Source organism: Methylocella sp. CPCC 101449 (genome assembly GCF_031921685.1).
Taxonomy (GTDB): domain Bacteria; phylum Pseudomonadota; class Alphaproteobacteria; order Rhizobiales; family Beijerinckiaceae; genus Terripilifer.
The window spans coordinates 784308-807160 of record NZ_JAPDHU010000003.1; the positions used below are offsets into that span (position 1 = coordinate 784308).

The 22853-nt window shown below is 62.9% G+C and carries 19 protein-coding genes; 13 read left to right on the forward strand and 6 right to left on the reverse strand.

Annotated features, from left to right (window positions below):
* Positions 1 to 24: 24 nt before the first annotated feature.
* The 4 genes from OIM99_RS23905 to OIM99_RS23920 all read right to left on the reverse strand — a co-directional run bounded on the left by OIM99_RS23905 (position 25) and on the right by OIM99_RS23920 (position 7546).
* Entirely contained in the window at positions 25 to 906 is an 882-nt protein-coding gene (locus tag OIM99_RS23905; RefSeq protein WP_311852989.1) for a transglutaminase family protein, read from the reverse strand.
* Positions 903 to 3425: a circularly permuted type 2 ATP-grasp protein gene (locus OIM99_RS23910; protein ID WP_311852990.1), complete on the reverse strand. Its 2523-nt coding sequence runs from the start codon at positions 3423 to 3425 to the stop codon at positions 903 to 905. The genes OIM99_RS23905 and OIM99_RS23910 overlap by 4 nt, the downstream gene beginning before the upstream one ends.
* Positions 3415 to 6741, reverse strand: coding sequence for a transglutaminase family protein (locus OIM99_RS23915; RefSeq protein WP_311852991.1), 3327 nt, complete (start codon positions 6739 to 6741; stop codon positions 3415 to 3417). The genes OIM99_RS23910 and OIM99_RS23915 overlap by 11 nt, the downstream gene beginning before the upstream one ends.
* 130 nt (positions 6742 to 6871) lie before the next feature.
* Positions 6872 to 7546, reverse strand: a complete 675-nt coding sequence (locus OIM99_RS23920) for a GntR family transcriptional regulator (RefSeq protein WP_311852992.1) — start codon at positions 7544 to 7546, stop codon at positions 6872 to 6874.
* 178 nt (positions 7547 to 7724) lie between these two features.
* On the opposite strand from OIM99_RS23920, the gene OIM99_RS23925 reads away from it, so the two are divergent.
* From OIM99_RS23925 to OIM99_RS23975, 11 genes are all read left to right on the forward strand, one after another.
* The gene (locus OIM99_RS23925; protein WP_311853163.1) at positions 7725 to 9338 is read left to right on the forward strand and encodes an ABC transporter substrate-binding protein; all 1614 of its coding nucleotides are present in this window, start codon (positions 7725 to 7727) and stop codon (positions 9336 to 9338) included.
* A gap of 27 nt (positions 9339 to 9365) precedes the next feature.
* Positions 9366 to 10379 (forward strand): ABC transporter permease, encoded by a 1014-nt coding sequence (locus OIM99_RS23930; protein ID WP_311852993.1) that lies wholly within the window; start codon positions 9366 to 9368, stop codon positions 10377 to 10379.
* Complete coding sequence (locus OIM99_RS23935; RefSeq protein WP_311852994.1) at positions 10376 to 11302, forward strand: ABC transporter permease; 927 nt, start codon at positions 10376 to 10378, stop codon at positions 11300 to 11302. Before OIM99_RS23930 ends, OIM99_RS23935 begins: the two co-directional genes overlap by 4 nt.
* 7 nt (positions 11303 to 11309) lie before the next feature.
* Positions 11310 to 13004 (forward strand): ABC transporter ATP-binding protein, encoded by a 1695-nt coding sequence (locus tag OIM99_RS23940; protein WP_311852995.1) that lies wholly within the window; start codon positions 11310 to 11312, stop codon positions 13002 to 13004.
* Between the two features lie 18 nt (positions 13005 to 13022).
* Positions 13023 to 14831, forward strand: a complete 1809-nt coding sequence (gene atzF / locus OIM99_RS23945; protein ID WP_311852996.1) for an allophanate hydrolase — start codon at positions 13023 to 13025, stop codon at positions 14829 to 14831.
* Positions 14832 to 14843: 12 nt separating this feature from the next.
* The gene (locus tag OIM99_RS23950; RefSeq protein ID WP_311852997.1) at positions 14844 to 15029 is read left to right on the forward strand and encodes a DUF4089 domain-containing protein; all 186 of its coding nucleotides are present in this window, start codon (positions 14844 to 14846) and stop codon (positions 15027 to 15029) included.
* Positions 15030 to 15046: 17 nt separating this feature from the next.
* Complete coding sequence (locus tag OIM99_RS23955) at positions 15047 to 16426, forward strand: AtzE family amidohydrolase (protein ID WP_311853164.1); 1380 nt, start codon at positions 15047 to 15049, stop codon at positions 16424 to 16426.
* Between the two features lie 11 nt (positions 16427 to 16437).
* A complete protein-coding gene (gene hpxZ, locus OIM99_RS23960) occupies positions 16438 to 16827 on the forward strand; it encodes an oxalurate catabolism protein HpxZ (protein WP_311852998.1) in 390 nt (129 codons plus the stop codon).
* A 79-nt stretch (positions 16828 to 16906) separates the two neighbouring features.
* Positions 16907 to 18370, forward strand: coding sequence for an MFS transporter (locus OIM99_RS23965; RefSeq protein WP_311852999.1), 1464 nt, complete (start codon positions 16907 to 16909; stop codon positions 18368 to 18370).
* 39 nt (positions 18371 to 18409) lie between these two features.
* On the forward strand, positions 18410 to 18901 hold the full coding sequence (locus OIM99_RS23970) for a GNAT family N-acetyltransferase (protein ID WP_311853001.1): 492 nt from the start codon (positions 18410 to 18412) through the stop codon (positions 18899 to 18901).
* A 92-nt stretch (positions 18902 to 18993) separates the two neighbouring features.
* Positions 18994 to 19953 carry a tripartite tricarboxylate transporter substrate binding protein gene (locus OIM99_RS23975; RefSeq protein WP_311853002.1) on the forward strand — a complete coding sequence of 320 codons (960 nt, stop codon included), beginning with the start codon at positions 18994 to 18996 and terminating at the stop codon, positions 19951 to 19953.
* A gap of 5 nt (positions 19954 to 19958) precedes the next feature.
* Here OIM99_RS23975 and OIM99_RS23980 read toward each other — a convergent pair whose 3' ends face one another.
* Both OIM99_RS23980 and OIM99_RS23985 read right to left on the reverse strand, forming a co-directional pair.
* Positions 19959 to 21065 carry a M48 family metallopeptidase gene (locus tag OIM99_RS23980; protein ID WP_311853003.1) on the reverse strand — a complete coding sequence of 369 codons (1107 nt, stop codon included), beginning with the start codon at positions 21063 to 21065 and terminating at the stop codon, positions 19959 to 19961.
* A gap of 34 nt (positions 21066 to 21099) precedes the next feature.
* Complete coding sequence (locus OIM99_RS23985) at positions 21100 to 21660, reverse strand: LemA family protein (protein WP_311853005.1); 561 nt, start codon at positions 21658 to 21660, stop codon at positions 21100 to 21102.
* Between the two features lie 205 nt (positions 21661 to 21865).
* Here OIM99_RS23985 and OIM99_RS23990 point away from each other — a divergent pair, with 205 nt between their 5' ends.
* Together OIM99_RS23990 and OIM99_RS23995 are read left to right on the forward strand one after the other, a co-directional pair.
* Positions 21866 to 22291, forward strand: coding sequence for a VOC family protein (locus OIM99_RS23990; protein ID WP_311853165.1), 426 nt, complete (start codon positions 21866 to 21868; stop codon positions 22289 to 22291).
* Positions 22292 to 22313: 22 nt separating this feature from the next.
* Positions 22314 to 22799, forward strand: coding sequence for a VOC family protein (locus OIM99_RS23995; protein WP_311853006.1), 486 nt, complete (start codon positions 22314 to 22316; stop codon positions 22797 to 22799).
* The last annotated feature ends 54 nt before the right edge of the window (positions 22800 to 22853 follow it).

Sequence of the window (22853 nt, forward strand, 5' to 3'; positions counted from 1 at the left end):
ACAGATTCGTGGATTTCGCGCAAATCAGGCCGTTACCGGTGCCACGTCGACGCTGACCGAAAGGCTGTCGCGTCCCGACCCGATGAAGACGCCTTTCACCGGCGACACGTCGCTATAGTCGCGACCAATGGCGACTTCCACATGATCGTCGCCGATCAGCAAGGCGTTTGTGGGATCAAGACCGATCCAGCCGAACTCGGCGCCGCACCACAGCGACACCCAGGCATGAGACGCATCGGCGCCCTGCAAACGCGGCCGTCCGCGCGGCGGAATAGTGCGGATATAGCCGCTGACGTAAGCGGCCGAGAGGCCGAGACCACGCAAGCCGGCGATCATCAGATGGGCGAAATCCTGACAGACGCCGCTGCGCTGCTCGAAGACCTGGTCCAGCGGCGTGGAGATTGCCGTCGTGCCCGGCACATAGCGGAATTCGTCGCGAATACGCGTCATCAATTCGATGCCGGCTTCCAGGATAGGACGTCCCGGCGCAAAACTCGCCCGCGCGAATTGCGTGGCGGGTGTCGAGAGATAAGCCAGCCGACTGGCATAAAGAAAATGCACCGGTGACTGCGGGCCGAGCGAGGGCGCATTCAGTGCGTCACGTGCCACGGTTTCCCAAGGCCGCGTCAGCGCCGCCGCCGGCACTTGCGGCCGTTCAACCTCGATGCGCGAGACGGTGCGAATATCGAGCGCCTGATGCGGCCGCGATATTTTGAGTACCGTCGTGCGGTTGCCGAAGAAATCCTGCCGCGCCTGCATATCCATGGCCGGCGGATCGATTTCGATACGGGTCTTGATCACATGCTGGCCATTACCCTCGTGGGGCGTCAGATGCAGCATGAAATCGGCCGAGGCCACCGGCAATTCATATTCATAGCTGGTGACATGGGTGACGTCGTAGATCATGCGAGCCCCCTCACCTTACCGGGGCTGGGCTCGCTCGCGTCATGCAGGAAATAGCGATCGGCGACGGCGATGGCCAAGGCCACGAGCCGATTTTCGTAATCGTAGATCGCTTGGCTATTGAGGCGACGCGCATCCTCCACGGCCAGATCGCCCTTCAGCTTCAAGGCGATCTGACGCGGCTGTTCGAGCATGCCAGTTTCACGCAGCGAAGGCAGACCGGCAAGATGTTCTTCGATACGTCCGGCCTGGAAGGCGACGGAACGCGGATTGAACGCATCGAGCATTGCCATGTCGCGCACCGGTGCCAGCGTTGCGCCAGTGAGATAACGCGAACGATAGGTGATCTGCGAATCGATCAGATCGAGCAGCACATCGAGCAGTTCGAGATCGGCATCGTCGCCGGCGAACTGGCTGACGAAGCGCAAGGTGTTGATGCTCCGTTCGATGCGACGGCCCATGTCGAGGAAATTCCAACCGGCCACCCGGTTCATGTTCTCGTTGACGAAGCCGGCGATCGCAGCGATCACCTGGAGCGCCTGCTCGCTCTGTTCGAGAACGCCGGCTTCGACGGCGCTCTGCCCCAAGGGTTTGCGCAGAATGTTTTCCAGACGCCCGACGAGCAGCCAGACATCGGGCGACAGCCGTTCGCGGATCGACGATGCGGCGCGGCGCGCCGCGATCGTGTTCGACAGAGCCGAACCGTAATTGTTCTCGTCGTGCAGCGCCGATTGCGCCATGTCGAGCGACAGGCTGCTCGCCACCACGCGCGGCGCCGCGTCCCAGGAGACGAGCAGACGTTGCAACCGCTCCGCCGGTCCATGATCGACGCGTGTCGGCGCGTCCGGGTCCAAGGCTTTCGCGACCAGAGCACGCACGATACGCAGGATCGCCTCGACCCGCTCAAGATAACGGCCGAACCAATAAAGATTATCGGCGGCGCGGCTCGGCAGATTGCCAAGCAGCCGGATGATCCGCACGTCATCGCCCGAAGGCAGCAACGTTTCCATCTCCACCGGCTTGTCCGACAACACCCAGACGTCGGCGGAACGTACGCTTGCATCCATCGACACGGCGCGCGCATCGGAGCGATCGGAAACGCGGCAGAAACCGCCGGGCAAAACCTGCCAGCCGTCGGGCGTCGCCGCCGCGAAGACGCGCAGCACGAAAGGCCGCGGCACCAGCCGTGCCCGATCGCCGCTCGTCTCCCACGCCGGCGTCGTCGACAGGCGCACGACCTCCTGGCCGACATAATCCATGCCGCGCGCCGTCATCGCCTCGACCAGCCGCTCGCGTTCCGCCGGCGACAATTCGCTGACGAGCGCGCTGTGGCGACCATCGAAACCTGGCAGTTGATTGGCGAAGGCCCCAGAAATCGACAGATGATCGAGCTGTTCGAGCACTTCGCCACGCTGCCGCTCCTGACCGCACCACCACGTCGCGATATTCGGCAGGCGCAGATCCTCGCCCAATAGATGACGCGCCAGCCCCGGCATGAAAGCCTGAAACGCACGCGCTTCGAGCAGGCCGGCGCCGGGCATGTTCGCCATGCTCACCTTGCCCTGGCGGATCGCCTCGACCATGCCGGGCACGCCGAGACGCGACGCGCCGTTCAGCTCCAGGGGATCGCACCATTCCGCATCGATGCGACGCCAGATCACATCGGCGCGCTTCAGCCCGGCGATGGTGCGCACATGCATCTTGCCATCGGCATAAACGAGATCGGCGCCTTCGACCAAGAGGAAGCCGAGATAACGCGCCAGATAGGCCTGTTCGAAATAGGTCTGGCTGAAAGCGCCCGGCGTCAGCAGACAAATGCGCGGATCGGATCGCTCGGCCGCATGGGCGAGCCCATCGCGAAACGCCCGGAAGAACGGCGCCAGACGCTGCACGTTCATGTCGCGATAAAGACCGGGAAAGGCTTGCGACGTCACCAGACGGTTGGCGAGCGCATAGCCGGCGCCAGAAGGCGCCTGGGTGCGATCGCCCAATACCCACCAGCGCCCGTCAGGACCACGGCCGATATCGGCGGCATAAAATTGCAGCCAGCGGCCGCCAAAAGGTTTCGCGCCGGCCAGCGGCCGCAGGAATTCCGGCGAACCGGCCACCACCGCCGCCGGCAAGGCACCGTCGCGCACCAGCCGCCCATCGCCGTAGAGATCGGCGATGATGCGATCGAGCAATTGCGCGCGCTGCACGACGCCGGCCGAAATCTCGTTCCATTCCGCCTGCGAGATGAGAAGCGGCAGGCCGCTCAGCGGCCAGGACTGTTCGTTGGTCTCGCCCTGGATGCGATAGGAAACGCCGCCTTCGCGGATACGCCGTTCGGCCGTCGCCAGACGCTGGTCGAGATCATCCTGATCGAACTGGCCGAGCGCATCGAGGAAGCCACGCCAATAGGCGCGCGGCGTCCCGTCCGGTCCTATGAACTCATCGGGAATGCCTGGCAGCGGTGCATAGGATTGCGTCCATGCCTGCGCACGCTGCGGCGTACGCACGGGGGACAGGAGCTCATCTGCCAATCTTCCTCCGCAGATCCAATGTCATCGGAAACTCCCCGGGAATTTCCTCGCGCGGCGGCTCGACGCGCCCCGGAGTATGCCCGTGATCCTGGAATCGCGCCAGCCGGCGCGCTTCCGCCTCATAGGAATTCACCGGAAATGTCTCATAATTGCGACCGCCCGGATGGGCCACGTGATAGACGCAACCGCCAAGCGAGCGGCCGTTCCAGGTGTCGATAATGTCGAAGGTGAGCGGCGCATGCACCGCAATGGTCGGATGCATGCCGGCCGCCGGCTGCCAGGCCTTGAAACGCACGGCCGCCACCGCCTCGCCGGCCGCGCCCGTCGATGTCATCGGCATGCGCCGGCCGTTGCAGGCGATGACATGCCGGCCCGGCACGAAGCCCGTCACCTTCGCCTGCAACCGCTCGACCGAACTATCGACATAGCGCACCGTGCCGCCCGCCGCGCCCTGCTCGCCCAGCACGTGCCAGGGCTCCAGCGCCTGCCGCAATTCCAAGCTCACGCCGCCATGCTCAATCGTGCCATAGACCGGAAAGCGGAATTCGAACTGCGCCTGAAACCATTCAGGCGAGAATTCGTAACCAGCGCCACCAAGATCGCTCAGCACGCTCAGAAAATCTTCCCAGATGAAATGGGGCATCATGAAGCGATCGTGCAGCGACGTGCCCCAGCGCACCAGGTTGCCCTGCTGCGGCTCGCGCCAGAACCAGGCCATCAGCGCGCGCAACAACAATTGCTGCGCCAGCGACATGCGTGCATCAGGCGGCATTTCGAACGCGCGGAACTCCACTAGCCCCAGGCGCCCCGTTGAGCTGTCGGGCGAATATAGCTTGTCGATGCAGATTTCGGCGCGGTGCGTATTGCCGCCCACATCGACGAGCAGATTTCGATAAAGCCGGTCCACCAGCCAGATCGGGAACTTGCCATCGCCCGGCATCGGCGTGTTGGCGAGCGCAATCTCCAGTTCATAGAGTGAGTCGTGTCGCGCTTCATCAACGCGTGGCGCCTGGCTTGTCGGGCCGATGAACAGGCCGGAGAACAGATAGGACAAAGCCGGATGGCGCTGCCAATAGAGCACGAGGCTGCGCAGCATGTCGGGCCGGCGCAGAAAGGGTGAATCGGCCGGTGTGAGGCCGCCGAACACCAGATGGTTGCCACCGCCCGTGCCGGTGTGGCGGCCATCGGTCATGAATTTGTCAGCGCCGAGCCGCATCTGCCGCGCTTCTTCATAGAGCACGGTCGTTGTCTCAACCGCTTCGCGCCAGGACGTCGCCGGATGAATGTTCACCTCGATGACACCCGGATCTGGCGTCACCTTGATGAGATTGACACGCGGATCGAAGGGCGGCGCATAGCCTTCCACATGGATCTTCAGCTTCTTTTCGCGCGCTACGTCTTCGACCGAGACCAGCAGTTCGACATAATCATCGAAAGTTTCCACCGGCGGCATGAACACGCAGAGCAGCCCGTCACGCACTTCCACCGCCAGCGCCGTGCGTACGGCGTCTTCTGACAACGCTTGCTCCAGAACGTGCTGCCGGTCCCCACCACCCCCATCGACCGCCACCGTCTGCTGCACGTGGCTGGGATCATGGCCCGAAGGGGAGCCTGGATCAGGCAAGGGCCCGCGCGGCTCCAGCGGATCCTGCTCGTGTGTATAGGGATAGGCGGAGGGTGGCACCCAGGGCAGCGCATTCATCGGCAGGCGCAGACCGATCGGTGAATCGCCCGGCGCCAAAAACAATTTGCCACGCCGCAAGGCCCATTTCTCGCTGCGCCAGCGACGCTGCGCCTTGGCTTCCGCGTTCCAGCGCTGCACCGGCAGGACGAAACCGCTCGGCTGTGACAGGCCGCGCTCGAACGTGCGCACCATGCGCGCTCGTTCTTCCGCATCATCGATCTTCGGATCGGAGGGATCGACATTGAAAGGCAGATTGCCTTCGCGCACCATCCAATGGGCGCTGTCTTCATAGGCCGCCAGAACGAAGTCCGGCTCGATGCCGATCTTCTCAGCGATCCCGTCGGCCAAGGTCGCTGCCTGATCGATGGTGGCGCGGCCGCCATTGTCCATGGTCGAAATCAAACCCGGGTCGCCCCACAGCGGCTTGCCGTCCTTGCGCCAATAGAGCGAGAAGGCCCAGCGTGGCAGGCTTTCGCCCGGATACCACTTGCCCTGGCCATAGTGCAGAAAGCCGCCGGGCGCGAAGCGCTCGCGCAGGCGACGGATCAATTCATCGGCCAAGGCGCGCTTGGTCGGACCGACGGCGGCGGTGTTCCATTCCGGCGCTTCGAAATCATCGATCGACACGAAGGTCGGCTCGCCGCCCATGGTGAGGCGCATGTCCTGCGCGACGAGATCGCGATCGACCGCTTCGCCCAGTTCGTCGAGCGCTTGCCAGGCTTCGCTCGAAAACGGCAGCGTGATGCGCGGCGCTTCGTTGATGCGATTAATGTGCATGTCGAAATGAAATTCGACGTTGGCCGGATCGACGAGGCCGCTGATCGGCGCGGCGGAGCGATAATGCGGCGTGGCACAGAGCGGCAGATGGCCTTCACCGCACAACAGGCCCGAGGTTGCATCGAGGCCGATCCAGCCGGCGCCTGGAATATAGACCTCGGCCCAGGCGTGCAGATCGGTGAAATCCTTGTCGGTGCCCTTCGGCCCATCGACCGGATCGACATCGGCCTTGAGCTGAATGAGATAGCCCGAGACGAAACGCGCCGCGAGACCGAGACGGCGCAGAATCTGCACCAGGAGCCAGGCGGAGTCGCGGCATGAGCCGGTTCCGAGTTCCAGCGTTTCCTCGGGCGCCTGCACGCCGGCTTCCATGCGGATCACATAGCGGATCTTCTGCTGCAGCCGCATGTTGAGATCGACGATGAAATCGATGGTGCGGTTTCTGTCGCGCGGCAGATCAGCGATGAATTTGTCGAGCAGCGGCGTCGAGGGTTCAAGCTCGAGATAGGCGGCCAGCTCCACCTGCAATTCTTCCGAATAAGCGAAGGGGAATTCTTCCGCATAGGGCTCGACGAAAAAGTCGAACGGATTGACCACCGCCATCTCAGCGACGAGATCGACCGTGACCGAAAACTTCGTCGTCTTCTCCGGGAAGACAAACCGCGCCAGCCAATTGCCGTGCGGATCCTGCTGCCAATTGATGAAATGGTTTTCGGGAACGACCTTCAGCGAATAGCCCGTCACCTTGGTCCGGCAATGCGGCGCCGGGCGCAGGCGGATGACCTGCGGCCCGAGCGCGATCGGCCGATCATATTTGTAGCTGGTGACGTGGTGGAGCGCGACGTTGAGTGCCAAGCTGCTGATTTCCCGAAAGCTGCGGTCTCCAGATCAGGCAGGCAAGCTTCATGCCCACGCCGACCCGACAACCGCCGGTCCCGCTTCTTTCATAGCCCTCACCAGGGAGCGGCGCCACCGTCGCCAGATGTCAGAGGCGCGATCCGGCGGCACGCCGGCCGCCATGGCTCATCTGATCGAAGGCATCCTCGACCAGATTCACGTGGTCGAGCATCGCCGCATGCGCCGTGACCGAATCGCCGGCAAGGATCGCCGTGACCACCCGCTCGTGTTCCGCATGGGACTGGCGCAAGCGGCCTGGTGTCCGAAACTGCGCCCGCCGGAACGGATCGAGACGACGGCGCAGCGCCACGGCGAAATCATTCATGGTCGCGTTATGAGCGCCGGCATAGATCGCCACATGGAATTGTCGATTGGCCTCGACATAGTCAGGCTCGTTGTTGGCTTCGACCATGCCGGCCATGGTTTCGTGCAGAGCCTGCAGCCGGCGCCGCTCGATCGGATTCATGGAAAGCGCTGAGAGACGGGCACAAGTTGCCTCCACCTCGCCCATGGCAACGAACAATTCGCTCAACCGATCGGCGGTGATGGCGGCCACATGCGCGCCGCGCCGCGGCTGCATGTCGATCAAGCCCGTCGCCACAAGCTGACGCAAAGCTTCGCGCACCGGCGTGCGCGACACCTTGAACCGCTCCGCCAGCATATGCTCGTCGAGCCGCATGCCGGGGACGAAACTGCCCGTCAGGATTTCGTCGGCGATCTCCCCTGCGAGCACTTCCGAACGGGTTCTGCCGTCAACTGCCATCGGCTTGATCCACCTTCACCACCACGATCCTGCACAGCGCGCATGCAGGACAAGCAAATTTTGTGCAGCGCCGCCGAATCTATAGGCATGCAATTTCCAATATTTGTATGCAATATTTCTATACCGCATGCAAGTCATAGCAGCGCAACCACAGGAAGATGACTCCATGGCCCGACATCTGGATCGACGCGGTTTCCTCAAGTCCACGGCCGCCACCGCTTTGGCGACAGGGGTCGCGGCACCGGCGGTCTGGTCACCGGCCAAGGCGCAAAGCCGCCAGGAGACCTTGCTGGTCGTCTCCGAGAGCGGCCCCAACAACATCGACATTCACGGCGTCGGCACCAATGTGCCGGGCTATGAAGTGTCGTGGAACTGCTACGACCGTCTCATCAGCCATGAGATGAAATCCGGCCCGGGCGGCGTGCCTTATTACGACCGCGACAAGTTCAAGCCGGAACTGGCCGACGACATGAACATCGGCGACATGTCGGTGACTTTCCGCCTGCGCAAGGGCGCCAAATTCCACGACGGCACGCCCGTCACCGCCAAGGACGTGAAATGGTCGCTCGACCGCGCCGTCACCGTCGGCGGCTTTCCGACCTTTCAGATGAAGGCCGGCTCGCTGGAAAAGCCGGAACAATTCGTCGTCGTCGACGACAACACCGTGCGGGTCGATTTCCTGCGCAAGGACAAACTGACCGTTCCCGATCTCGCGGTCATCGTGCCCGCCATCTACAATTCCGAACTGGTCAAGAAGAACGCCACGCCGGACGATCCCTGGGGCCTCAACTACACCAAGCAGAACATCGCCGGCAGCGGCGCCTATAAGGTGAGCCGCTGGACGCCAGGCACCGAAGTCGTGCTCGACCGCAACGACGATTGGGCGAGCGGCCCATTGCCGAAGATCAAGCGCGTGATCTGGCGCATGGTGCCGTCAGCCGGCAATCGGCGGGCGCTTCTGGAACGCGGCGATGCCGACGTTTCTTATGAACTGCCGAACAAGGATTTCGCCGAACTGAAGGATTCCGGCAAGCTGTCCGTCGTCTCGACGCCGTTCTCCAACGGCTGCCAATATCTCGGCATGAACGTCACCAAGCCGCCGTTCGACAATCTGAAAGTGCGGCAGGCTGTCGCCTATGCCATTCCCTATCAGAAGATCATGGACGCGGTGCTCTACGGCCTGGGCACGCCGCTGTTTGGCGCCACAGCGCCGCCGCCGGCCGCCTGGCCTGTCGCGCATGCCTATAATCTCGACCTTGCCAAGGCGCGGCAATTGCTGAGCGAAGCGGGTTATCCCAACGGCTTCGAGACCACTTTGTCGTTCGATCTCGGCTTTGCCGTCGTCAACGAACCGCTCTGCGTGCTGATCCAGGAAAGCCTCGCGCAGATCGGCATCAAGACCACCATCAACAAGGTGACGGGCGCCAATTGGCGCACCGAACTGAACAAGAAGGTGATGCCGCTCTACACCAACGTGTTTTCGGGCTGGCTCGACTATCCGGAATATTTCTTCTTCTGGTGCTACCACGGCTCCAATTCCGTCTTCAACACCATGAGCTATCAGTCGCCGCAGATGGATGCGCTCATCGATGGCGCCCGCACGGCCGCGGCCAACGGCGACAATGCCGCCTATGAAAAGGACGTGAAGGGCTTCATCGACCTCGCCTTCACCGATATTCCTCGCATTCCGCTGTTCCAGCCCTATTCCAACGTGGCCATGCAGAAGAACGTCAGCGGCTACCAATACTGGTTCCACCGCCGGCTCGATTATCGTTCCTTCGTCAAGGGTTGACGGCACGGTTCTTGCGAGAGGCCGCCCATGCTGCGCACCATCGGCAAACGCATAGCGACCGCGATCCCGAGCTTGATTGGGGTCATCGTCGTCACCTTCCTGTTGACGCGGGTTCTGCCCGGCGACACGGCATCGTTTTTCGCCGGCCCGGCAGCGACGCCGCAAGCCATCGAGGAAGTGCGCAAACAGCTCGGCCTTGACCGCAGCCTGCCGGAACAGTTCGTCAGCTATGTCAGCCATCTCGTGCGCGGCGATCTCGGCACGTCGCTGACCACCGGCCGCCCGGTGGTCACCGAACTCGCCACGCGCTTGCCCGCCTCCGCCGAATTGACCCTGCTCGGCCTCCTCATCGCTCTCTTGATCGCCGTGCCGCTCGGCATCATCGCCGCCGTGCGGCAAGGCTCCTGGATCGATCACCTCTGCCGCATCGTCGCCACCGCCGGCGTGTCGCTGCCTGTCTTCTTCACCGGCCTCATCTTCGTCTACGTCTTCTATTTCATTCTCGGCATTTCACCGGCGCCGCTCGGCCGCCTCGATGTCTTCGCCTCACCGCCACCCGACATCACCGGCTTCTATCTCATCGACGCCTTGATCGCCCGTGACTTCGAGACCTTCCGTGCCGCGCTGGCGCAGATCACTTTGCCCGCCGTGACGCTCGCCGTCTTCTCGCTGGCGCCGATCGCCCGCATCACCCGCGCCTCGATGCTGGCGGTGCTGTCCTCCGAATTCATCCGCACGGCGAGGGCCAGCGGCCTCAAGCCCTCGACCGTCGTGATGACCTATGCCTTTCGCAACGCCATGCTGCCGGTGATCACCACGCTCGGCATGGTGTTCTCCTTCCTGCTCGGCGCCAATGTGCTGGTCGAGAAAGTCTTCGCCTGGCCCGGCATCGGCTCCTATGCGGTGGAGGCCCTGATCGCATCGGATTTCGCGCCCGTGCAGGGCTTCGTGCTGACCATGGCCGTGCTCTATGTGCTGATCAATCTCGGCATCGATCTCCTCTACGGCATCATCGACCCGCGCGTGAAGGTGGAAGCATGACCACCCTTTCCCAGCCTGAACCCGTTTCCTCCTCCGTGACGGGCCCGTCACTGGCGAAAACCGTTTCCACGCGCGGCATCGGCGCGCAATTGCGCCACATCCGCTATGTCCTCGCCGACAATCCGGTCACGGCGGGCTCCTTCATCCTGTTCGTGATCTTCCTGCTCGCTGCCCTCGTCGGCCCGAGCCTCGTGCCTTACGACCCACTGGCCAGCAATACGGCCTCGGCCCTGCGACCACCCTCGGCGCAGCATTGGTTCGGCACCGATCAGCTCGGCCGCGATATTTTCAGCCGCGTCGTCGTCGCCACACGGCTCGATATGATCATCGCCATCGCCTCGGTCCTTCTCGTCTTCGTGCTCGGCGGCCTCGCCGGCATTGCCGCGGGCTTTTACGGCGGCTGGACCGATCGGATCGTCGGACGCATCTCCGATACGATCATGGCTTTCCCGCTCTTCGTGCTTGCCATGGGCATTGTCGCGGCGCTCGGCAATACGGTGACCAATATCGTCATCGCCACCGCAATCATCAATTTCCCGCTCTATGCCCGTCTCGCCCGCAGCGAAGCCAACATCCGCCGTGAAGCGGGCTATGTTCACGCCGCGCGCCTCTCCGGCAACAGCGACCCCCGCATCCTCTTTCGCTTCATCCTGCCCAACATCATGCCGCTGATGATGGTGCAGATCTCGCTGACCATGGGCTATGCGATCCTCAATGCCGCCGGCCTCTCCTTCATCGGCCTTGGCGTGCGCCCGCCGACGCCCGAATGGGGCATCATGGTCGCCGAGGGCGCCGCCTTCATCGTCTCCGGCGAATGGTGGATCGCCTTCTTTCCCGGCGTGACGCTGATGCTCGCCGTCTTCTGCTTCAATCTGCTCGGTGACGGTCTACGCGATATCGTCGACCCGCTGCGTCGCACGTGAGGCCCGGATGACCGCCCAACCCCTCCTCGACGTCCGCGATCTCACCGTCGAATTCGCCACCCGGCGCGGCACCGTGCGTGCCATCGAACATATCGACATCTCCCTTGCGAAGGGCGAGACCTTGGGGATCGTCGGCGAATCCGGCTCCGGCAAGTCCGTCACCTCCTATGCGGTGATGCGCATTCTCGATCGCGCCGGCCGTATCGCCGAGGGCTCGATCGTCTATTCCGGCATCGACGTTTCCGCCGCGAGCGACCGCGAATTGCGCGATCTGCGCGGCCGTGAAATGGCGATGATTTTTCAGAACCCGCGTGCGGCACTTAATCCCATCCGTCCCGTCGGCAGGCAAATCGAGGACGTTCTCCTCGAACATGTGCAAACCACCCGCGCTGAGGCGAAACAGAAAGCCATCGAGGCGCTCGAACAAGTACGCATCGCCCGGCCGGAAGAGCGCTACCACGCCTATCCGTTCGAAATGTCGGGCGGCATGTGCCAGCGCGTCGTCATTGCCCTCGCGCTCGCCTGCCGGCCGCAACTCCTCATCGCCGACGAACCCACAACTGGCCTCGACGTAACAACGCAGAAGGCCGTGATGGATCTCGTCACGGAACTGACGCGGGCGCGCGGCATGTCGACCATTCTCATCACCCACGATCTCGGCCTCGCCGCCACCTATTGCGACCGGGTCGTGGTGATGGAGAAAGGCAAGGTCGTCGAGACGGCTTTGTCGAAGGACATTTTCGCCCGTCCCGAACATCCCTATACGCGCAAGTTGATGCGTGCCACGCCGCGCCCGGGTGCGGCCTTGCGCGACCTGCTGCCGCTCGAACTCGCCGCCGCCGCACCGGCCCTACCACCGCAGGCCCCGCCCGGCGAAACCCTGCTGCGGGTCGAGCAATTGGTGAAAGAATATCCGCGCCAGGACAGCGGTTCGCTGTGGCCGAAATTCCTCGGCGGCAAGCCGAAGGAACCGGCGGCGCCCTTCCGCGCCGTCGACAGCATCGGCTTCGAAGTCCGGCGCGGCGAGACTGTGGGCCTGGTCGGCGAATCCGGCTGCGGCAAATCCACCACGTCGATGATGGTGATGCGCCTCATCGATCCGACGAGCGGCAAGATCACCTTTGCCGGTGAGGATATTTCCGCCATTCCGGCGCGCGATTTCGCCGTGCATCCGATGCGTCGACGCATTCAGCTCGTCTTTCAGGACCCAACCGACAGCCTCAATCCGCGCTTCACCGCCGCCCGCGCCATCGCCGATCCGATCCTGCGCAGCGGCCAATCGCTCGATGATCAGGCCATCCGCGCTCGCTGCGAGGAACTTGCCGGCCTCGTCGGCCTGCCGGTCGAATTTCTCGACCGCCTGCCGCATCAATTATCCGGCGGCCAGAAGGCGCGTGTCGGCATCGCCCGCGCCTTGGCGCTCAATCCCGATCTCGTCATCCTCGACGAACCGACGGCGGCGCTCGACGTCTCGGTGCAGGCCGTCGTGCTCAATCTCCTGCAAGATCTGAAGGTCCGGCTCGGCATGAGCTATCTCTTCGTCAGCCACGATCTGCATGTGGTGCGCCTACTCTGCGACAGGGTCATCGTTATGCGTTCCGGCCGCATCGTCGAGGAAGGCACATCGCAACAGGTGCTCGAAACGCCGAAGGCCGATTACACACGCGAATTGATCGAAGCCATTCCCCATCCTCCCGTCTGAGTGAAAGACAAGATTCGTATGAATGCCTCCGTGGTTGATTTGAGTTTCGATTTGACGAGCCTGCGCCAGGCCTATGCCGAAGGCCTGAGTCCGGCCGACGTTATCCGCGAAGTTTATCGCCGTATCGCTGCAGTCGATGACACCGGCATTTTCATTTCGCTGCTCACCGAGAGCAAGGCGCTCGACTATGCCGCGACGCTCGGTTCCTATGATGCCGCGCGCCCGCTCTGGGGCGTGCCCTTCGCCATCAAGGACAATATCGATTTCGCCGATCTGCCGACCACGGCTGCCTGTCCGGACTTCGCCTACACACCGAGTGAACATGCCCACGCCGTCGCGCGCTTGATCGCCGCTGGCGCCATTCCGATCGGCAAGACCAATCTCGATCAATTCGCCACCGGCCTCGTCGGCGTGCGCTCGCCCTATCCGATCCCGCGCAACAGTTTCGACGCGGCCATGGTGCCGGGCGGTTCCAGTTCGGGATCGGCCGTCGCCGTCGCCCAGGGCCTCGTGACTTTTGCTCTCGGCACCGACACGGCAGGTTCCGGCCGCGTGCCCGCCGGCCTCAACAATCTCGCGGGCCTCAAGCCGACGCTCGGCGCGATCTCGACACGCGGCGTCGTGCCGGCCTGCCGCACGCTCGATTGCGTCTCGATCTTCGCGCTCACGGTGGCCGACGCCTACGACGTCTTCGCCGCCATGGCCGGCTTCGATCCGCAGGACTCATACTCACGACCATCGGTCGTTGGCCCATTGACGAACCCGCCATCGGCCCTGCGCCTCGCCATCCCCGATGCCAAAAGCCGTCGCTTCGGCGGCGATGCCCTGTCGGAAAAAGCCTTCATGGGCGCGGTGGAAGATGCCGTGGCGCTCGGCGCCACCGTCCACGAGATCGACCTCACAGCGTTCTTCGACACCGCCCGCCTGCTCTATGAAGGCCCATGGGTAGCCGAGCGTCATCACGCGGTACGCGATTTCATGACGCGCGCGCCACACGCCATGCTGGCGGTGACAGCCGGCATCATCGGCAACGCCGGAAAATTCTCTGCCACCGATACGTTCGGTGCGCTCTATCGCCTGGCGGAGCTGCGCCGCCTGACGGCACCGACCTGGCAGAACTGCGACATGCTGATGGTGCCGACCTATCCGCGCCCGCGCTCCGTCGCCGATTTGCAGGCCGACCCGATTGCGCCCAACAGCGAGCTCGGCACCTATACCAATTCCGTCAATCTGCTCGATCTCTGCGCACTCGCCGTACCGTCGCGCTTCCGCGACGATGGCTTTCCTTCCGGCATTACCTTGATCGGCCCGGCAGGACAGGATGGCGCGCTTGCCGCCTTCGGCGCGCGCTTGCAAACCCATTCGGGACAACCGCTCGGCGCGACGCGCAAGCCCCAGCCGCCGCTCGCCTTACCTGCCATCCGGGCTTTGCCACCGGAGATCGAACTCTGCGTCGTCGGCGCCCATCTTTCCGGCATGGCGTTGAACGGCGAATTGACTACGCGCGGTGCCCGTTTCTTACGCGCGGTCAAAACCACGCCCGACTATCGCCTGTTCGCTTTGCCCGGCGGCCCGCCCTATCGCCCCGGCCTGCTGCGCGTCGAAGCTGGAGAAGGCCACGCCATCGAGACGGAGGTCTGGGCGCTGACACCGGAAGCCTTCGGCAGTTTCGTCGACGGCGTGCCCGCGCCGCTGGGCATTGGCACCACGCTTCTGGCTGACGGCACGCGGCCGAAGGGCTTCATCGTCGAGAGCGAAGCGACACGAGATGCGCGCGACATCTCCCACTACGGCGGCTGGCGCGCCTATATGCAAGAAATGGTTTAACGAGGACGCGACATGGACGATCAGACCGATTGGGACGCCTTCATCGGCGCTTCCGCCAAAGTTTTGGACATTCCGGTGGGCGAGGACTCCCGCCCCATTGTCCGCGCCAATCTCGAACTCGCCGCCCGCATGGCGAAACTGGTGGCTGACTTCCCGCTCGATGAACGCGAAGAACCCGCGCCGGTGTTTCGCGCATGAGCCTCGCTTTCGAAACCATGACCGCGCATACGATCGCCCAAGCGGTGATCAAAGGCGAAGTGACGGCCCGCGCCATTGTCGAGGCTTGCCTGGCGCGGATCGCCCAGCAGGACCCGAAACTCAACGCTTTCACCAAGGTCACCGCTGAACGCGCCCTCACCCACGCCGATGCCATCGATGCGCGCCGCCGCCTGGGCGGTCAGCTCGGACCGTTGGCTGGCGTTCCCTTCGCGGTGAAAAACCTTTTCGACGTAGAAGAGGTGGTGACCTTGGCCGGCTCCAAGATCAATGCCGACAATCTGCCGTCCGGCGCCGACGCCACGCTGGTGCGCAAGCTCGAAGCCGCCGATGCCATTCTCGTCGGCGCGCTCAACATGGGCGAATATGCCTATGACTTCACGGGCGAGAACGCGCACTACGGCCCCTCGCGCAATCCGCACGATCCCGATCGCATGGCGGGTGGTTCATCGGGCGGTTCCGGCACCGCCGTCGCCTCCGGCATGACGCCGATCGCGCTCGGTTCCGACACCAACGGCTCGATCCGCGTTCCCTCGTCGCTCTGCGGTCTGTTCGGCTTGAAACCGACCTATGGCCGCTTGTCGCGTTACGGCACTTATCCTTTCGTCTCCGCTTTCGATCATCTGGGTCCCATGGCCCGCTCGGTGACGGATCTCGCCTTGGCTTATGATGCCATGCAGGGCCGCGACGCCGCCGATCACGCCCAAACCGAACGCGCAATCGAACCCGTCACGCCCGCCTTGACCCAAGGCCTGACGGGCCTGCGCATCGCGCGCGCCGCCGGCTATTTCGACAAAGGCGGCGAACCGGAAGCCCATCGCGCCGTCGAAACCGTGATGAATGCGCTTGGCGCGGCGGCCAGCGTCGACGTCCCCGAAGCCGGCCGTGGCCGTGCCGCGGCTTTTCTCATCACCATGGCGGAAGGCGCCAGCCTGCATCTCGATCGCATCCGCACCCGCCAGAACGATTTCGATCCCGAGGTGAAGGACCGCCTCATCGCCGGCGCCATGGTGCCCGCCGCCTGGATCAATCAGGCGCAGAAATTCCGCACCTGGTATCGGGCTCAAGTGCTGAAACTGTTCGAGACGACCGATGTCATCATCGCGCCGGCGACACCGTGCTTTGCGCCGCATATCGGTCAAAAAATCATGTCATTGGCGGGCGTAGACATGCCCGTGCGCGCCAATCTCGGCATGTTCACGCAGCCTTTCTCCTTCATCGGCCTGCCGGTCGCCGCCGCACCGATCTGGCTCGATGGCGCGCCACTGCCCATCGGCGTACAGATCATCGGCGCGCCCTGGCGCGAGGACATCGTGCTGCGCGTCGCCCATCATCTCGAAACCATCGGTGCGGCACGCGCGCCGATTGCCAACGCTTAAAAGGACATCCAGTGATCATTAACGATCCCGAAACGTTGCGCGAAGTCACGGACGCTTTCGAGCGCTACGAAACGGCTCTGACGACTAATGACGTCCAAGCACTGGACGGCTTCTTCTGGAACGACGATCTTGCCATCCGCTACGGCGCTGCCGAAAATCTCTACGGTTATGGCGCCATTCAGCAGTTCCGCGCCGCGCGCAAGTCTGGAAGCTTCACCCGCAGGTTCGATCGTCTCGTCATCACCACCTATGGCAAGGATTACGCGACGGCCTCGCTGCATCACCATCCCGGCAACGCCCCCGGCAAGGTCGGTCGTCAGATGCAGACCTGGGCGCGCCTGCCTGAAGGCTGGCGCATCGTCGCCGCCCATGTCAGCATGATCGACGATCCGGACGTTTGATCCGCAATGGAACCAACTGGCCGAATGAAACATTTTACCTCGGAGATGCGCGTAAGCTGAGTCAGGCGAGGAAATTCGGGTGCAGGATCAAAGGCCGAGCGCATCGCCGACTGCGGCCTCATCAGCCGTCATTGAAACCGACATCCCCTCGCGTCTCGACCGGCTGCCCTGGACGCGCTTTCACTGGCTCGTGGTGGTCGCCTTGGGCATCACCTGGAGCCTCGACGGGCTCGAGGTGACGATCGCCGGCTCCATCGCCGGCGCCTTGCGCCAGAGCCCGACCCTGCAATTCACCGCCGCCGACGTCGGCCTCGCCAACAGCGCTTATCTCGCCGGCGCGGTCAGCGGCGCCTTGTTCTTCGGCTGGCTCACCGATCGCATCGGCCGTAAGAAATTGTTCAGCGTTACGCTGCTCGTCTATCTCGCGGCCACGGCGGCCACCGCCTTCACCTGGGATCTGCCGAGCTTCGCACTGATGCGCTTTTTCACCGGCGCCGGCATTGGCGGCGAATATAGCGCCATCAACTCCGCCATCCAGGAACTCATACCGGCGCGCCGTCGCGGTTGGACCGACCTTGCGATCAACGGCAGCTTTTGGATCGGCGCGGCACTGGCGGCTTTCGCCTCGCTCATCCTGCTCGACCCGCGCATCGTCGATCCGGAAACGGGCTGGCGTCTGGCTTTCTTTGGCGGCGCCTTCATCGGCCTCGTCATCCTGTTCCTGCGCCGCTACATCCCCGAAAGCCCGCGCTGGCTCATCATCCATGGCCAGCCGCAAAGCGCCGAAACCATCGTTGCCCAGATCGAAGAGGAGATCGGCCGCGATCACCAGCTTGAAAACGTGCAACAGCGTGTCCGCATTCGCACCCGCCGCTCGACGCCGCTGAGCGAAGTGTTTCGTGTTCTCTTCAAACTTTATCCACGTCGCACGTTTCTCGGCCTGTCCCTCATGGGCGCGCAGGCCTTTTTCTACAATGCGATCTTTTTCACCTATGCGATGATGCTGACGGACTTCTACGGCGTGCCCACGGGCAATGTCGGCTGGTACATCTTCCCCTTCGCTTTGGGAAATGTTCTCGGTCCCCTGCTTCTCGGCCGTCTGTTCGACACGATCGGCCGCAAGCCGATGATCGTCTTCACCTATGCCATGTCGGCCCTGCTGCTGACGGTGACGGGCTACCTGTTCCAGCAAGGCTTGCTTGACGCGCGCAGCCAGACATTGGCCTGGAGCCTCACCTTTTTCTTCGCTTCGGCCGCCGCGTCATCGGCCTATCTCGTCGTCGCCGAAAGTTTTCCGCTCGAAATCAGAGCCCTGGCGATCGCCGTCTTCTACGCTTTGGGCACGGGTATCGGTGGTGTGATCGCGCCGTGGCTTTTCGGCATGCTGATTGAAACCGGATCCCGTGATCAAGTGTTTATTGGTTATCTCATTGGTGCCGGCTTGATGGTGATCGCCGCGGTGCTCGCCGCCTGGCTCGGTCTCGCCAGCGAGCGCAAACCGCTTGAAAGCGTTGCTCCGCCTCTATCGCTTGAACATGACTGATGCCCTGCAATCGCCCAGATTCTCTTGGATGCTGCGCCCATGTCCGCTGATGCCTATACCTTCCGGCCGGCCACGCGCGACGATCTTTCTCTTCTACGCGCCTGGTTGCGCACACCCGAAGTGAAGCGCTGGTGGGGCGACCCAGCCAAGCAGAAGGCCTTGCTGCACGAAGACATCGACGAACCCGATATCAGCATGTGGGTCGTGTCGCACGATGGTCGCCCGTTTGCTTACGCGCAGCATTATCACGTGCAGGATTGGCCGCAGCCGCACTTCTCTCGCCTGCCTGAAGATGCCTGCGCCATCGACGCCTTCATCGGCGAGCCCGAGATGATCGGCAAGGGCCATGGCTCGGCCTTCCTGCGTCAGTTGGCGTTGCGTTTGCGCGACGATGGCGCGGAAACGATCGCCATTGATCCCGATGTCGACAATGTCCGCGCCCGCAATGCCTATCGCAACGCCGGTTTTCGCGGCAAATGCATCGTCGAGACCAAGAATGGCCCGGCAATCCTGATGCTGTTCAACGCATAGCCCCGACGATTTGACGGATATCGAATGAAGTCTGTAGCCTCCAGGAAGAGAACTGGGGCGCAAACGTGTTGCGCCCATCTGGGGGGACAACGATGGGCTGCATACGACTTCTAGGCGGGATTCTGCTCGCGATCACAGCGACACAGGCAGAGGCGCAAGACAGCTATCCCAATCGCCCGATCCGCCTGATCGTCGGCTTCACGGCCGGCGGCCCCACCGACACGCCGGCCCGCCTCATCGCGGAAAAGCTGCGCACCAGCCTCGGCCAGTCGATTGTCGTCGAAAACCGCCCGGGCGCGGGTGGCAAGATCGCGCTCGACTATGTGCTGTCGCAACCGCGCGACGGCTATACGCTGTCATTGTGCACTTATATCGATGCGACCAATACGGTTCTGCTTAAAAATCCCGGCTACGCATTGGCCGATCTGGCGCCAATCTCGCAGATCACCAAAGCCTATTATGCCTTCGCGGTGCCGACAGCCCTGCCCGTGCAAGACCTCGCCTCATTCGCGGCTCACGCAAAGGCCAAACCCGGCGCGCTCAACTATGGCCATGTCGGCGCCGGCTCCATGCCGGAACTGGTGGCGAAGCGATTTGAGCAGGCGGCCGGCGTCAAGATGACCGGTGTGCCTTATAAAGGCACGGCAGAGGCATCGATGGATCTCGCCGGCGGCCGATTGGATTTCATGGTGGCACCGCTGATCGTCGTGCAACCGCTGCTTGATGCCGGTTCGGTCAAATATATCGGCATGACGAGCCCGGAACGGCTGACCGCCTTCCCCAATGTGCCGACGGCCGTCGAACAGGGCTATCGGATCACCGACAACGGCTGGCTCGGCGTTTGTGCTGGGGCTGGTGTGCCGGCTGAGATCATCGCCAGGCTCAACCGCGAGGTCGGCCAGGCGGTCGCCTCCCCCGCCTATCGCGAACTGGTCGAAAAGACCGGCGTGATGCCCTATGCGGGATCGGTCGATGAATTCCGCCAGCTGGTGACCGACACCGAAACCGACATGCGCAAATTGGCGCGGGAGCTTGGCCTCGAAGCAAAGTAGCGCTTTTATCCCCACGGGCCGCGACGCGGCGCCTGCGGTGCCGCTTCCGGCACGGATGGTGGTGGGACCGGCGGCGGCGCGATGGAGGCGTTGTTGTCGACGATCTCCTCGCGCCCGCCCGCATAGTTCTTCAAAGCCGCGACACGTGCTTCGATCGAAGGATGGGTCGAGAACAGATCGGCGAAGCCTGAGCGCGGATTGTCGAGGCACATTTCCATAATGCCCGATGGCGCGTTCCTGATCTCGCCCTTACCATCGATCTTGCGCAGCGCCGAAATCATCGCATCGGGATTTTTGGTGAGTTCCACCGATCCCGCGTCGGCGAGGAATTCGCGCGAACGCGACAGAGCCAGGCGGATCATCAAGGACAACACCCAGGCAGCCGCGACGATCAGCGCCGCGATGGCGAGCGCCGCCATGGCACCGCCCTTGCCCTTGTCGCGACCACCGGAGGAAGAGGAAGAAGAGGAACTGCCGGATGACGAGCCGGTCCACGAACCTCCCGACGGGCTCACGCTGATGCGAAAGAACATTTCGGCGAAGAAAGCCACCACGCCCGCCACCACCATGGCGACGATCATCATCCGCACGTCGCCATTGCGGATGTGGGTCAATTCGTGGGCAAGAACAGACTCCATCTCCTCATCGTCGAGCAGATTCATCAGGCCGCGTGTGACGGTGATCGTATATTGCTTGTCGTTGACGCCGGTCGCATAGGCGTTCGGCACGTCGGTCTCCAGAATCTCTAAACGCGGCGTCGTCATGCCGCGCGAGATGCAGAGCTTCTCCAACATGTTGTAGAGTTTCGGCTCCTGCTGCCGTGTCACCGCATTGGCCGACAGTGCCAGGCCGATGATGCTCTGGTTGAAACGGTAGGAGAAAAACACCCAGATCGCCGTGACGATGGTGACGATAGGCGCGGCAGAGCCGAGATCGCGCCAGGCCCGCGCCATGATGCGGTCGAGCGGCAGATCGCCCGCCTGCAAAGCTTCGGCAGCCAGCGCGCCGGCAAAGGTCAACACATAGATCAAAGCGAACAGTGCCCCGATCAAGAAGATCGACCGGTTCCGGTTCGCCCTGATATGCGTATAGAGACCAAAGACCGGCATCATAGCTCAGGCTCCGCGTCGCGCGCTCACCTGACGCTCAGAACTTCACCTGCGGCGCCACTTCGATCTGCTTGCGCTCGGTGTCGCCGACATCGAAGAAGGTGCGTTCGCTAAAACCCATCGAGCGGGCATAGAGCACGGCCGGAAAGGCCTGGATCGCCGCGTTGAACTCGCTCACCGCATTGTTGAAGAAGCGCCGCGCCGCCGCCAGCTTGTCCTCGATGCCCGACAGCTCGGTCTGCAACTGCTGAAAATTCGTATTGGCCTTCAGGTCCGGATAAGCCTCGCCGAGCGCGATCAGTCGGCCCAGCGCGCCGCCCAGCGCCGCCTCGGCCGCGCCTTGCTGCGCCGTACCCGTCGCATTCAGCGCCGCATTGCGTGCCTGGATCACCGCCTCGAGCGTGCCCTTTTCATGGGTCGCATAGCCCTTCACGGTCTCGACCAGATTGGGAATGAGATCGTGACGCTGTTTGAGCTGCACGTCGATGTCGGCAAAGGCCTGGTTGGTGCGCTGCCGCAGCCCGACGAGGCTGTTGTAGCTGGCGATGAGCCACAGGGCGATGACGACGATCAGACCCAAAAAAATCAAGCCAGTCATGAGCAAACTCCATCGCTCGTGGCCACCCCAAGATTTGCAGAGGGCCGATAACCCAAGTCCTATCATAAGCTTGCCAGCTAAGCGACCATAGGCTGCGCCCCCTCCGGCAGATTTTTTTTTCATGCGCCTGTCGGATCGCCGGCTGATCCTTCGTCCTAGGAGGGCGCCACCCGACGCGCCCAAGGAGAGTGCCATGTCCAAGTCGATGTCCAAGTTGATCTTCGTCAATCTGCCCGTCACCGATCTCGCCCGTTCGATCGCATTTTACGAATCGATCGGCGCCCGCAAGGATCCGCGTTTCTGCGATGACAGCGGCGCCTGCATGGTGTTTTCCGACACGATCCACGCGATGTTGCTGACGCACGACAAGTTTCGCCAGTTCACCAACAAGAAAATCGTCGACGCCAAGACCAATAGCGAAGTGCTGATCGCGCTGTCCGCCGACAGCCGCGACGACGTCGACAGCATGATCAGCAAGGCCAAGAAAGCCGGCGCCACACTCGATCCGGTCCCGGAGCAGGATTATGGCGTCATGTATGGCCGCAGCTTTGAAGATCCCGATGGCCACATCTGGGAAGTGATGTGGATGGACGTCGAAGCCTTCCTGGCCGCGACCAGCCCCGCCGCCTGACTCCATCGATAAGGACATCATCATGTCGAAAATTGCTCCCTGCCTGTGGTTCAACACCCAAGCCGAGGAAGCGGCGAACTTCTATGTGTCGCTTCTGCCCGACTCCCGCATTCTCAAAGTGCAGCGCAACGTCGGCGATTCCCCCGGCGGCAAGGACGGTACGGTTCTGGTGGTCGACTTCACCGTCGCCGGCCAGGAATTCATGGCGCTGAATGGCGGCATGGACATGGAATATACCCATGCCATCTCGTTCAAGATCGACTGCGAGGATCAGACGGAGGTCGATCGCTTGTGGGACAAGCTGCTGGAAGGCGGCGGCAAGCCCGAACAATGCGGCTGGCTGAAGGATCGCTACGGCGTATCCTGGCAGATCGTGCCGAGAGCCATGCTGCAAATGCTTTCTGATCCCGACCGCGCCAAGGCGCAGCGGGCCATGCAGGCGATGCTGAAAATGGTGAAGATCGACGTCGCCGCCGTGCAGGCCGCCTTCGATGGCAAGGCCGCGTGAGCGATCGGACATTGATGGCGGTCTCTGACCGCCATCAATGATGAGGCTGCAACT

Excerpts from the sequence above, each read along its gene's own strand:
- OIM99_RS23905 (WP_311852989.1), bottom strand. The coding sequence starts at position 906 with ATGATCTACGACGTCACCCATGTCACCAGCTATGAATATGAATTGCCG.
- OIM99_RS23920 (WP_311852992.1), bottom strand. The coding sequence starts at position 7,546 with ATGGCAGTTGACGGCAGAACCCGTTCGGAAGTGCTCGCAGGGGAGATC.
- OIM99_RS23930 (WP_311852993.1), top strand. The coding sequence starts at position 9,366 with ATGCTGCGCACCATCGGCAAACGCATAGCGACCGCGATCCCGAGCTTG.
- OIM99_RS23935 (WP_311852994.1), top strand. The coding sequence starts at position 10,376 with ATGACCACCCTTTCCCAGCCTGAACCCGTTTCCTCCTCCGTGACGGGC.
- OIM99_RS23940 (WP_311852995.1), top strand. The coding sequence starts at position 11,310 with ATGACCGCCCAACCCCTCCTCGACGTCCGCGATCTCACCGTCGAATTC.
- atzF (WP_311852996.1), top strand. The coding sequence starts at position 13,023 with ATGAATGCCTCCGTGGTTGATTTGAGTTTCGATTTGACGAGCCTGCGC.
- OIM99_RS23950 (WP_311852997.1), top strand. The coding sequence starts at position 14,844 with ATGGACGATCAGACCGATTGGGACGCCTTCATCGGCGCTTCCGCCAAA.
- OIM99_RS23955 (WP_311853164.1), top strand. The coding sequence starts at position 15,047 with ATGACCGCGCATACGATCGCCCAAGCGGTGATCAAAGGCGAAGTGACG.
- OIM99_RS23970 (WP_311853001.1), top strand. The coding sequence starts at position 18,410 with ATGTCCGCTGATGCCTATACCTTCCGGCCGGCCACGCGCGACGATCTT.
- OIM99_RS23975 (WP_311853002.1), top strand. The coding sequence starts at position 18,994 with ATGGGCTGCATACGACTTCTAGGCGGGATTCTGCTCGCGATCACAGCG.
- OIM99_RS23980 (WP_311853003.1), bottom strand. The coding sequence starts at position 21,065 with ATGATGCCGGTCTTTGGTCTCTATACGCATATCAGGGCGAACCGGAAC.
- OIM99_RS23985 (WP_311853005.1), bottom strand. The coding sequence starts at position 21,660 with ATGACTGGCTTGATTTTTTTGGGTCTGATCGTCGTCATCGCCCTGTGG.
- OIM99_RS23990 (WP_311853165.1), top strand. The coding sequence starts at position 21,866 with ATGTCCAAGTTGATCTTCGTCAATCTGCCCGTCACCGATCTCGCCCGT.
- OIM99_RS23995 (WP_311853006.1), top strand. The coding sequence starts at position 22,314 with ATGTCGAAAATTGCTCCCTGCCTGTGGTTCAACACCCAAGCCGAGGAA.